We start from the raw sequence: 13,128 nt of genomic DNA on the forward strand, positions 1-13,128 counted from the left end.
CGCTGATTAAAATACTCTGCGAAAGCATTGTTTCCTGGTGTTGGCCCAGCGAAAGCAACGCAGGAAATTTGTACATCTCCACCCAATATCTTTCAACCATAACGCTAATACTGGTGCAAGAGCCCCTCCAAGACTATGCCCAGTAGTACAAATTGATAAATTGTTATTATTTTGTAGTGCTTGTTTAAAAAACTCCAATATAGTGTGTTTATAACCGGGCATTCCTTCTTCGGGCCGCAATCCCTGTAATATTATCAAACCAAAGGCCGCTCTTTCGGACAGCATCGGCATTTTGAGTGGGTGTGGGTTCCCGTAGGGCCAAGCCTTTAACTCCTTGGCCTGAAAATCCCAGATGATCCAGTTTGGGATAGAAATGGGATTAGTTCCGCGGATGGCGATAACGTATTGACTTGGATCAAGGGTGTTCTGCACTACATACATTAAGGCATCATCATATTTTGTCCCTGGCAGCGAGAAAACTGCAGGGCCCCAGGCAAGTTGCCATTGGCCATTAAGGGGTGACCAGTTATCCAAAGCCTCGTTAAAAAATTGCTGGATTGTCTCGGCGTTACGGCGTTCAGATTCATCCATTGTAAAGCCATAATAGGCCATATAACTCAGCGCCAGCATGATTTGATTTCGGTTAAATGTTTTCATGTTAAATCCCTATTACAGGGTATAGATATTAGCTTACATTTTACCAAGCGCTCATTTTTTATACTCAAAAGCATATTATTCAATAAAGATAAGGGTTCAGATAGGACCCTATTTTAAGTGTTGTAACAAAATGGACATGACGACACTGGTAACGTTGGTTATTGCAAACGCATGATTGGCGGCATGATATGTTGCCAGTGGGATAAGCTTTATATCATGGGCAAATGTCGTTATTTCTCGCCCCCGTTATGAGAGGATCACAAACGTGTACCACCTCACTAATTGACGCTTGTAGGCACATAAAATCAAGCATCTAATTTCGCTTAAACGCTTGTTACTTTTAGCTACAGTTTTTGAGACTAATATTTGTTAGAGACACCCTTGCCGCCCTTCTTTAAGGCCACCCTTGGGACGTCTAACCTCGTAGTATAAAAAAACGCCTAAGCCAGTGAAAAAATAGCGGCAATCCAGAATAACAATTCAAATTCCTACCCCTACGATGAAGGTGGTTAATCATATCTGCCAACTCAGAAAACCAAGCAATCCCGTCAATGTTGGACTCAAGCAGAGTATTATGGGTACTTGGACTTAAAGAATAAGCTGCCAAGTTTTAGAATATAAAACTTAAACGGTTTGATTCTTGAAAATTAGCACCATAATAATGCTGATTAAATTACTGATGAAACGTGACAATATCACCTCCCACCCGTTCTAAACCATTGACATTACAGGGAACAAAACGTATCTTGCACGCCGCTATTCTAGGTGCTTATCGGTTGATACCACATCAATCTGGATAAGGTAAACGGGAAGTGTGGTAAGCCTAACTATTGGTATGTTATGTGCGAATCCACCGCTGCCCCCGCAACGGTAAAATGTGACATACGCATTTAAGCCCGACACCGGCCTCAGACATTAGCTTTTTTTACGAATGGAGCGGCGGGCTTCATTAGAATGCATATCCCTGTGAACGTTTATTGATGGTATTTGGTTGTGATATATCGAATCTATTCATCACGTTTTAAGTAAAGCATCCTCTTTTATCCCCCTCTCAATCGTTGTTATATTTAATAGATTGAGGATTTTATGAAACACACATCATTGGCACTAGCCATTAGTACAGCGCTTTTCGCGTGCCCAATATATGCACAAGAAACAAACGAAGAAAATGAGATGGAAAAGTTGGTAATTGTCTCAAGCCGAGTAGCCATGCCTCTACGTGAGATTGCGACGTCGGTGTCTCTAGTTACGCAGCAGGATATTGATGCTCGGGGCTACGCTAACTTGACCGATGTATTAAAAACACAACCATCCATTAGTGCATCTAATAGTGGTGGCATAGGTTCAACCACAGCCTTGCGAGTGCGAGGTGAAGAAGGTTATCGCACCTTAGTTCGCATAGATGGCGTGGATATATCCGACCCAACGGGTACACAGGTTGGCCCACAACTCGCTCATTTACAAAGTGCCAATATCTCTCGAGTCGAGATACTCAGAGGCTCACAAGGTCTGGCTTATGGTGCCGATGCTGGCGGTATAATCAATATATACAGCGGTTCACCTACAGAACAGTTCTCAGGTAACGTTAGCGGCGAATTTGGACGCTATGACACACAAAACCTTTCAGCCAATATGGGCGCGACTCATGACGACTTCGATTATTATATCGCAGCTTCCGATTACAAAACGAATGGGTTTAATGCGCGTTTAGACGATGCCACCCAAGACAAAGATGGTTACGAGAACACCACTTTACACTCACGATTAGGTTTTAAGGTCAGTGATGATTTAACGTTAGGCTTAGTAGTGAGAAACAATCATGGTCTGGGCCAATTTGATAATTGTGGGTTTGGTGCCAGTGCCAGCAATAACTGCGAAAGTGAATTTAACCAGAGCAACGTTCGCGCTGACCTAAATTTTTCTAATGACAACTCACAACATGAATTAGCCTTTGCTAAAACCTTTATCGAGCGAGAAAACTTCAATCAAGGTATCTCTGACTTTTTGACTAAAGGCACATTACAAAGAGTGGAATATTTAGGACATACCCAACTTAACCAAGAGCACCAGTTGGTATATGGACTGGATTGGGGAGAAGAGCAAATAACTTCTGCTGACCAAAGCCGCATTAGCAAAGGCTATTACTTTGAATACCAAGGCGAGGTGATCGAGAGCCTCTATTTCACGGCGGGAGTCCGCCATGATGATAACGAAGACTTTGGTGAACATACTAGTTTTCGGGTAAGCGCAGCTTATATTTGGGCATTGGGTGATGACGAACTCAAATTGCGAAGTGCGTATGGAACAGGGTTTAGGGCACCCAGTTTGTTTGAAATAGAATATAACCAAGGACCTTTTGCTTTCGCTCCAGCCTCGACCACAGCCTTACAAGAAGAAACCACCAAAGGCTACGAAATTGCTGTTGAGTTCAATACAAATCAAGGTTCTCGTTTTGAAGTCATCTATTTTGATCAGCAGATTGAAGACAGTATCTTTTTTGATTTAGCTGGGTTTTCTGGTTACTTACAGGATATAGGTGGATCAACGTCTGATGGAGTAGAACTCATTGCCAACATCAATATCAATGACGACTTACGTGTTCATGCTAATTACACCTACAACCAAACAAAAGATACGTCAGGTGAGCAGCGTCTTAGACGTCCCAAAAATGTGGCTAATATCGGTTTTGATTACCAAGTCCACAACCTAACGTTGTCTGCCAATGTCAGGTTCGTAAAGGACTTTGTTGATCTAGTGGTAGATGAAACGAGTTTTGCGAGTTCCCCACAACCTCAAAAAGATTACCACGTTTTTGATATCAGCGCCCGATATCAGGTTAATGCTAGCTTGACAGTCTTTGCCAGAGTCGAAAATTTATTCAATCAAAACTATCAAGACTTAGCCGCTTTTAATACCGCTGGCGAAACGCCACATATTGGTTTGAAATACCAATTTTAGATTAATACCACCACTACTGGTAACTTCTATCGCCCAGCTAGATTCCTGGCTGGGTAACTTCTGCAAACTTTGCGCTCAACACTATCAACACCGCCATTGATTCCCTTTTCAAGAGCAGGCATAGTGCCTGCGCAATGATCTATCCGTATCCTTAACTAGTGAGTTTATTCATGCCTCCATCATTTCAACACGAACTTTGTTATCAAAATTTTGTGAATGGCCAGTATCTTAGCAATCAAAATGGTGAAAAATTTGATGTAATCAATCCTGCAACAGGACAGGTGATTTATCAGGTTGAAGTGGCGGATGCCTTTATTCAACAACGTGCTATCGATAGCGCCCAAAAAGGCTTCGGCATTTGGTCCAGCATGACAGGAATAGAGCGCAGCCGAATATTACTAAAAGCCGTTGCCCTGTTAAGAGAGAGAAATGATGAGTTAGCTGTAATTGAGGTTGCTGATACAGGTAAACCATGGCAAGAGGCCAGCGTGGTAGATGTCGTATCTGGAGCCGATGCCATTGAATTTTTTGCAGGCCTTGCGCCTGCAATTGAAGGCAATCAACAGCAAGTAGGTGCAGATTTTTATTACACTCGCCCTGAGCCGCTTGGCGTATGCGCTGGCATAGGTGCGTGGAATTACCCATTACAAATAGCCTGCTGGAAAGCGGCCCCTGCCCTTGCCTGTGGCAACGCGATGATTTTTAAACCTTCGGAAGAAACGCCACTGGGTGCATTAAAGTTGGCTGAAATTTTTATTCAAGCCGGTGTACCTCAAGGCGTGTTTAACGTTATTCAAGGTGATGGCAGAGTGGGCGCTTGGCTAAGTCATCATCCAGATATTGCTAAAGTTTCATTTACTGGCGAAGTCGGCACAGGTAAAAAAGTGATGGCAGCGGCATCAGGCTCACTCAAAGAAGTGACGATGGAGCTAGGGGGTAAATCACCTTTAATTATTTTTGATGATGCAGATATTGATAATGCCGTATCTGCAGCAATGCTGGGCAATTTTTACACTCAAGGAGAGATTTGTACTAATGCCACTCGGGTATTTGTACAGAAAATTATGTATCCGGTGTTTATTGAAAAATTACATACCCGTATCAAAGCCAATATTGTGGCTGGTGACCCTATGCTTCCTAACACTAACTTTGGAGCGCTCATCTCTAAGAAACATCAAGACCTTGTACTTAGCTTCATTGAAAAAGGTAAAGCACAAGGTGCGACTTTATTATGCGGAGGAAAGGCACTGCACCCCCGAAGTGCCCCCGATGGCTATTTTGTTGCGCCTACGGTATTTACTGATTGTGAAGACGATATGAGTATTTGTCGCGAAGAAATATTTGGTCCGGTTATGGCAGTGCTAACGTTTGAAGATGAAGACGAAGTGATCGCTCGTGCTAACAATACTCACCTGGGTCTAGCTGCAGGAGTATTTACCCAAGATATTAGCCGTGCACACCGAGTCATTCATCAGATGCAAGCGGGTATATGTTGGGTGAACAGTTACGGTTTATCTCCTGTTGAAATGCCGGTAGGCGGTTATAAGCAGTCAGGAATAGGCCGCGAAAACGGCTTGGCTACGCTCAAACAATTTACTCAGTTGAAATCGATATATGTCGGATTACAACCTCTAGATAGTCCGTTTTAGAGGCCGCTAATGAATATCCAAGCAGATTATGATTACATCATTGTTGGCGCAGGCTCTGCAGGTTGTGTGCTGGCGAATCGTTTAACCGAAGACCTATCCAGCAGTGTGCTGTTGTTAGAAACCGGCGGCAGTGACAAAAGTATTTTTATTCAAATGCCCACCGCTTTATCTATCCCCATGAACAGTAAGAAGTATGCCTGGCAGTTTGAAACTCAACCTGAGCCCTACTTGAATGATCGCAAAATGCATTGCCCTAGAGGTAAAGTGTTAGGCGGTTCATCGTCAATCAATGGCATGGTGTATGTGCGTGGTCATGCTAGGGATTTTGATGAATGGCAACAAAGCGGGGCCACAGATTGGGATTATTCCCATTGTCTGCCTTATTTTAAAAAAGCCGAAACGTGGGCGTATGGGGCTGATGATTATCGTGGTGAAAAAGGACCACTTGGCGTTAACAATGGCAATCAAATGCAAAACCCACTGTATCAAGCCTTTATAGATGCGGGAACAGATGCCGGGTATTTTGCCACCGACGATTATAACGGTGAGCAACAAGAAGGCTTTGGACCTATGCATATGACAGTCAAAAATGGCCGCCGTGCGTCCACTGCCAATGCGTATTTACGCCCTGCCATGCAGCGCCCCAACTTAACTGTTGTGACCCATGCCCTAGTACATAAAGTGCTGCTTGAAGATAAAACAGCAATTGGGGTACGTTTTGCTCATAAAAATCAGACTCATGACATCAAAGTTAATAAAGAAGTGATTTTAAGTGCTGGCTCTATAGGCTCTCCGCACCTCTTGCAACTCTCTGGCATTGGCTCTAAAGAGGTATTGGATAAAGCAGGTATTGAATGTCTGCATGAACTAAACGGCGTAGGTGAAAATCTGCAAGACCACCTGGAGTTCTATTTTCAATTCAAATGCACACAGCCTATTACTCTAAATGGGCAACTAAACTGGTGGAGTAAGCTCAAAATTGGAGTGCGCTGGATTTTGAACAAAGACGGTTTGGGTGCCACTAATCATTTTGAATCCTGTGGCTTTATTCGTTCAAAAGCGGGGGTTCAATGGCCTGACTTGCAGTATCACTTTTTGCCTGCCGCGATGCGCTACGATGGTAAAGAAGCGTTCGCTGGACACGGTTTTCAAGTGCATATCGGTCATAACAAGCCAAAAAGCCGGGGGCGCATCAAGGTGGTATCTTCACAACCAGATGTCGCGCCCCAAATCAGCTTCAATTATTTGCAACATCAGGATGATATCCAAGGGTTTAGAGACTGCGTTAGGTTAACGCGTGAAATTATCAATCAACCTGCTCTTGATAACTATCGAGGAGAAGAGATTCAACCTGGGATGCATATTCAAAGTGATGCACAGATTGATGTCTTTGTCCGTGAATCAGTCGAAAGTGCCTATCACCCAAGCTGTTCATGTAAGATGGGTACAGATGACCTGTCTGTGGTTGACCCAGAAACAAAAGTACATGGCATTCACGGTTTACGTGTGGTGGACTCGTCGATTTTTCCGACCATTCCTAATGGTAATTTAAACGCGCCAACCATTATGTTGGCAGAGCGCGCAGCCGACATCATAAGAGGTCAAACACTGTCTCCAGAAAAAGTGAAGGTAACTGGGGATCCACAATGGCAAGTTCAACAACGAGCTAACCAACCTAAACGACAATAATAAGGGCTAAGCTATCACATATTTTTCGGTTGTACTTTTTTCGGTTGTACTATGACGATTTGGTTATCAGCAGGCATCTTATTCACTTTTTTTTGCATTGGCTGCATTTTATTTAAATGGGGAAATGTACGTTGTATCGGTGTAACGCCGGTAAGCACTTATACCTTTATTGCTATTTTGTTTACCTCTGGGTTAGATGTAGGGCTGATAATGTTTCCCTTAACCGAGTTTGCTGGCTACGCAGACATTGCTACCAGCCCAGAGTATGCGTTTACTAACCCCTTAGCGATTGAATTTGGCTACTGGGCGTTTTTGATTTGGGGTTTCTATTTTTTAACCTGCTTTTACTTTTGCATTATTGAGCCTAAAGTTCAGTTTTTTTCTATCCCGATCATCAAATTTATCAATAACTTAGTCATAATCGGCACCTGTGCATTTACCGCTTATTTATTATTAAGTAATTTACCTTGGTATATTCCCCAGCTTGCTGATGAAGGCGCACTCACCGCCAGTTTCTCTTTGATTGTGTTAATTGTAATAGCGGCTGCCGTTTATTCGAGCACCGATATCCGTTATGTACGTTTACTTAGCCTTGCTAGTACTTGGTTATTCTTTGCGCTGATTGCTTTAATCTGGTCAGGAGCATTGTTGACAGACCAAGGCAATGTCAGCGAGTTTTTACACACCTTTACCTTATTGGGCGGCTACTTTTCGAATATTGAGCAATTTGTTTTACCCCTTAATGCTTATCATGAATTCTATCTATATTGGTGGTTTGCTTGGAGCATTATGATTGGTCAATTTACCGCACGTTTTGTTGGTGGGTTGCGCACTTATCAAATATTTTTAGCCATGTTGATATTTCCTTCTATCCCGATCGCCATATGGTTTGTAGGTCTGTATTATTATCACCTCAACGAGTTAAGTATTGCAGGCTGGTTGAATGGCTTTATGGTGACCGTAGGCATACTCTTTGTAATCAATTCTTTGGACTCCTTGATACGCCTATACAGCGACAACTTAAACTTAACCATCACCCGTATTGGTAAGGTCCCCTATTTTATGGGCAACCTTTTGGTTTTAAGTGGCCTAACCTTATTGTTCACTCTAGATTTTTTACAAATCCAGTGGGTAGGTGCCATAGTGATTGGCTTAATGTTTAGTTGTTTACTGTTTATTGTATGTACCCGCTTTAAATCGGTGATCGAGATTGAGAACAGTCCAGAACAAAACATTTTAGACTTTCATGCTATTAAACGAATTAAGTAACAAATTAATCTTAAAAGATAACAAGTTGATTTCGCTGGGAACAGACATTTTTTTATCTATATTAATGCAGTAAACCTTTGCAAAAAGCATAGTTCTACGGACAAAAAAATACGTTCAACTATGATAGAAGACAGTAAGCAATTTACTGTGCACTTGACGCTTGTGATGGCAAATTTACGCTTAACCTATATTATGTTAGCGAAACATACTTCCTATATGGTGATATTATTTATCTGTGGCTGTGGTTTTCTCTATCCAATGCTCTTGTCTAGATTTCTCTGTTAATTTACCTCTACGCTTATTTATTAACCTTTCGTTAACATTTTCATCATATTATTCAATGAATTAGTCGTTACTATGATGAAAATTTAGATTTTTGCTCTGACAAAAAAAGGCTACAATAGCCCTGTACCACTATTTGCCACTTCCTTTGGAGAAATCATGGATAAAAAAACCGAGTCTCGTAAGAGCGTGAGTTCCCGCTCAACGACCCAAAAAGCGTTACGCATTAACCTTGATGAAAAGAAATACGGCACAATAGTGGAAATTGGTGCAGGGCAAGAAGTCGCCCGACAGTTTTTCTTGGCAGGTGCTGCGGCAGGTACCATTGCCAAAACCATGTCTGCCTATGACATGAAATTTTCAGATGCCATATACGGTGTGCAAGATGACGGCCGCTATGTCAGTAAAGCACGTGTTAAAGCCATGATGGAACAAGAATTTGACTTGGTGGTTGACCGAGTGGGTGACATTCGCTCTAAGTCGTCGCGTTATTTTGCCTATGCAGCCACAGTTTCGGCAAAAAGTTTTAATCGTAAAAACGAATGCCATGCATGGTGCGGTGTGCGCGTACAGATGTATCCTGGCGCAAAACCTTCAAACATCACAGTGCATGTTAGGATGCTTGACGACAATGCTGAAGCGCAACAACAGGCATTAGGTGTTCTTGGCGTCAACCTTATCTACGCCGCTTACCATTATTTTGAAAACCCTAAACAAATTATTGATTCATTAACTGATGGCATGAAAGCTGATCGCATTGAAATTGACTCAATCGATTTTGAAGGTCCTTACTTTGAAGATGCTGACAATAGAATTAAAAACATCCACCTTATCCGCAGTTGGAAAACCCGTGCCATCATGTTTAAACCCGATGGCAGTGTGGCGGTGCCAGCTGAGATGTTATACAAAAAAAATATACTTACTATTCGAGGCTCATTCCGCCCAGTCACCAAATTAAATGTAGACATGATTGAGCAGGGACAAAATTCTTTTTCTGAACTGCCCGGAGTCGACCCAAGCAACACGATTGCGATAGCTGAAATATCTCTTAACGATGCCCACGGTAACGATGCGAAAGTGCCAGAAAGTGACATTGTGGCAAGAGTACAACTACTCAATTCCCTTGGTTATAACGTAATGATCTCGGATTACACCCGTTACTTCTCTCTCAGAGCCTACTTCCGTCAATTTACCCAATTACAAATAGGTATAGTGATGGGTATGGTGAATGTTAAGCAGATATTCGATGAGAAATTCTACCGAGGTGTAGAAGGCGGAATATTAGAAGGTTTTGGTAAACTGTTTCCTGACAATACGCGTATATTTATCTACCCAGAAACAGATACAGATGGTCAATTAACAGAATTTACAGATGTGAAAGTGCCTGAGCATTTACGCTTTTTGTACCGTCATTTACTAGAAAACGGCTTTTTACATGGTATCGAATGCAGTGATCCAGCATTATTGAATATCTATTCCCGTAACATCCTACAACAAATTTCAAGTGGTAAAGGTGATTGGAAAAGAGATTTACCTGAAGGTGTAGCACAAGAAATTATAAATAATGAATTCTTTGGTTATCGTGGTTAGATAGCGTCATTTTTAAAAACAAAAAGTGGGTATAAGACTTGATTTTCATGCTCACTTTTTTGTCATCCCCCCTCGCCTATCATAATTATTTCCTCTTAAATACGCCCTCAATGCATTTTGCCCTGATGCAAAGGCAAGCTCATTAGCATTGACAGTCGACATATCCAACCAAAGATAACGACTCACTTCATCTTGCTGCAAAACTAAAGCAGGTTTAGTGGTTAGATGGATCTCAAAAAAGCTGTCTGAAGTGTAATAGAGCACATCTTGGTAAAGGTAACGATTCGGGTAAGAAAAAAGGTACCGCATGTTGTCAATGGGCAGCTGTAATTCTTCTAGTAACTCTCGTGTTAACGCCTGCTCATTTGATTCGTTGTAATCAACAAAGCCTCCAGGGAAGTCTAACTTTCCCTTGGATGGCCGTTGTGCCCTTTGCACCAGTAACATTTGTTGGTCACAAACAATCACCCCGCTAACTGCAGCAGCGACATTATGAAAATACACAAAGCCACATAAACTGCATCTAAAGGCTTTTTCTCCTTGCTTGAGGAGACTGGGCTGAGCGCATTTTACGCAATGCAAGGTTGGGGTATCATTAACCATACTGACCGAATTTGGGGCAAGCAATTAAATTGGTGAGCCCGGCGGTAAAGGTTTTAATGTAAACTGCGTATGCCATTTACCTAGACGCCAATACTGTTCCAACTGACGAGCCATTACTTCGTTGTGAGCATTGCGCTTTTTATTTTTTAACCACTTGTGTAAATCAATCAACTGTAATGCCATTTCGCCCCGAGCTTCAGGTGCCAATTTTTTCTGTTGCATGGCTTGTACCACTTGATCTAACACTAAATAATTGATCCGTTTACTCAGCTGCGGGTAGTCTCTGTCGATACCGTCTTTTATGGTCAGTTTAAACAGTTCAGTCAATAAATACGCCAAATCAGGTACGCCTTTTAACTGGTGTTTTTGTTGCGCAATACGGTTTAAACGTTCAGCTTGTAATAATAGGTTAAGACTGTAACCTGCGGCAGATTCTGCGGCGCTAATGGGGTCAAATGTATGCCCGGTTCGCCCTTTGAAACTTTCGCGATTGCGGCTTTCACCATAAGCTTTTGGAGTAATCAATTGAACCACAGACTCAGGAATACTCAAAAAATCACTCTGCAGGGTATTTAACATGGCCGTGAGGGCATCTTTTTGCTGTTTAGCAGAAATGACTTTGACACCCTTAGCAACTGAATAATCACCTTTTGATTCGTACTCGTAGTTCACCCCACCAATTAACTTAGCAACCGCATCTAACTGATAACGATGAAACAAATAAATAGGAGCAAAAATTTCCTCCAAAGAAGACAGTGTGGCACCGGTTTTAATGGTTTTAAGACCAAAGTTTGCTATAGCCACTTTGCGCACTTCGCTGATCCGAGTTAGCTCTCTCACAGGGTCTGCGCCATTGTCCCAAAGGTGCCCTTCTACATTGGCTGCATGAGACTGACGAGCGTCTGGGTCGGACTGATACTTGAACCCTTTAGCCCTAGCATCACTAACTAAATGTTTTAACGCTTGTTGTTCGGTAATGGCATCGGGGTATTCTTGATAACCATAAGCCACCACATATTTATCCCACGCTCCCATGCCCACATCGTAAGCATTATCTAAACTAATTTTACCATCCTTAACACTCACCAAAGGATGCGGGTAATCCATCACAGATTCTCGACCATATTCGCTGGCTGCAAAGTTATGAGAAATGCCTAAGGTGTGCCCTACCTCGTGAGCAGAAAGCTGACGAATACGCGCCAGGGCCATTTCTGTTTGTTTAGAGGTATCCACTTGATCATCAGACAGGTTATGTCTACTAGCAACGTCCGAAGCAGCCCCATCTCCACTAAAGGGGCTAGTCAAACCCAAGGCAATTAAATAATCCTGTTTAACCCGCAGTGAACCCAAGGTGACATGACCTTTAATAATTTCGCCGCTACGGGGGTCAATAACAGAGGAGCCATAAGACCACCCCCGAGTTGCTCTATGTACCCACTGGATCACGTTGTATCGCACATCCATAGGATCAGCATCCTGTGGTAACACTTTAACCTGAAAAGCATTTTTATAGCCTATAGCGTTAAAAGCTTGATCCCACCATAAAGCACCGTCTTTTAATGCACTCATTACCGGCTCAGGAATGCCAGGGTCAAGGTAATAAATAATAGGGTCAATTGCCTCGCTCATATCCGCGCTGGGCTGCTTTTTATTCAAACGGTGGCGAGGAATAAACTGTTTTTTCATGCTTTCTTGAATTGGCACTGAGTAATCTTCATAACCCACTGACCAGAATCCGGAAAAAGGGACAAATTTTCTTGGTTGATAATCCGTATTTGGTAACTTCACCAATGAATGATGTAAATGCACAGAAATACTAATGGGATCTGGCGTAACCTGATACACATACTGACCTGGTTTAGAGCCACCAAAGGTTACTAGGGCTTCTAGTTCAGTATTTTCAGGGAATGATTTACTACGCTTTAAAAATACCCCACTACGCGTTAAATCAACCTTATAGCTACCTTGTTTAGTTGCTGTTAGACGTTGAGAAATTTGATGAATATCAGACAGTAAAAAATCAGTATAATCGATAACAACTATATCACCGTCAGTGGCCACAACAGAGAAACCAGCAATGACCGAATCAGCAAAAGCTTCGTCAATACTCGCTTGTTCGGCAAGATTAGATGAACTAGCGCGATACTGTGTATTCAATTGTTTAAGCAGTACCTTGTTACCATAACGCTCGAATTTCACTAATCGAGTATCACCCAACTGCCCACGATCTAAGCCTATATCATTGGAGCCAATACCCTGTGGCATACTACTTTGGAATAAAAAAGATTGCCCAAACTTGTCAATCTTTAAGAAAACTTTGTCTGTCTCAATTTGATAGTAAAATTCAAAGAACCCCCTATGATGCTGCATGTCCTTAGTAAAGTCTGTAATACTCTTTCTAGTATTGGGATCAGTAGCAAAAACCTGTGTG

The 13,128-nt window shown here is 42.2% G+C and carries 7 protein-coding genes, 1 pseudogene and 1 riboswitch; of the genes and pseudogenes, 5 read left to right on the forward strand and 3 right to left on the reverse strand.

The window, feature by feature from the left end:
• Positions 1–8 precede the first annotated feature (8 nt).
• A pseudogene (locus Q0Y52_RS00955) lies at positions 9–657 on the reverse strand (hypothetical protein); the annotation flags it as partial.
• A gap of 746 nt (positions 658–1,403) precedes the next feature.
• A riboswitch (cobalamin riboswitch) is annotated at positions 1,404–1,583 on the forward strand.
• Positions 1,584–1,743: 160 nt separating this feature from the next.
• Here Q0Y52_RS00955 and Q0Y52_RS00960 point away from each other — a divergent pair.
• From Q0Y52_RS00960 to Q0Y52_RS00980, 5 genes are all read left to right on the forward strand, one after another.
• Entirely contained in the window at positions 1,744–3,615 is a 1,872-nt protein-coding gene (locus Q0Y52_RS00960) for a TonB-dependent siderophore receptor (RefSeq protein WP_297816824.1), read from the forward strand.
• A gap of 170 nt (positions 3,616–3,785) precedes the next feature.
• Positions 3,786–5,264: a betaine-aldehyde dehydrogenase gene (gene betB, locus Q0Y52_RS00965; RefSeq protein ID WP_297816827.1), complete on the forward strand. Its 1,479-nt coding sequence runs from the start codon at positions 3,786–3,788 to the stop codon at positions 5,262–5,264.
• Positions 5,265–5,273: 9 nt separating this feature from the next.
• The gene (betA, locus tag Q0Y52_RS00970; RefSeq protein ID WP_297816830.1) at positions 5,274–6,953 is read left to right on the forward strand and encodes a choline dehydrogenase; all 1,680 of its coding nucleotides are present in this window, start codon (positions 5,274–5,276) and stop codon (positions 6,951–6,953) included.
• A gap of 51 nt (positions 6,954–7,004) precedes the next feature.
• Positions 7,005–8,222 carry a BCCT family transporter gene (locus Q0Y52_RS00975; protein ID WP_297816833.1) on the forward strand — a complete coding sequence of 406 codons (1,218 nt, stop codon included), beginning with the start codon at positions 7,005–7,007 and terminating at the stop codon, positions 8,220–8,222.
• A gap of 441 nt (positions 8,223–8,663) precedes the next feature.
• Positions 8,664–10,094: a TonB-dependent receptor gene (locus Q0Y52_RS00980; RefSeq protein WP_297816835.1), complete on the forward strand. Its 1,431-nt coding sequence runs from the start codon at positions 8,664–8,666 to the stop codon at positions 10,092–10,094.
• Positions 10,095–10,145: 51 nt separating this feature from the next.
• On the opposite strand, the gene Q0Y52_RS00985 is transcribed toward Q0Y52_RS00980, so the two are convergent.
• Together Q0Y52_RS00985 and Q0Y52_RS00990 are read right to left on the reverse strand one after the other, a co-directional pair.
• Positions 10,146–10,721: an NUDIX domain-containing protein gene (locus tag Q0Y52_RS00985; protein WP_297816837.1), complete on the reverse strand. Its 576-nt coding sequence runs from the start codon at positions 10,719–10,721 to the stop codon at positions 10,146–10,148.
• Positions 10,722–13,067 carry a zinc-dependent metalloprotease gene (locus tag Q0Y52_RS00990; RefSeq protein ID WP_297818070.1) on the reverse strand — a complete coding sequence of 782 codons (2,346 nt, stop codon included), beginning with the start codon at positions 13,065–13,067 and terminating at the stop codon, positions 10,722–10,724. It lies immediately after the preceding gene.
• Positions 13,068–13,128 lie beyond the last annotated feature (61 nt).

The organism is uncultured Paraglaciecola sp. (assembly GCF_943787955.1).
Lineage (GTDB): Bacteria > Pseudomonadota > Gammaproteobacteria > Enterobacterales > Alteromonadaceae > Paraglaciecola.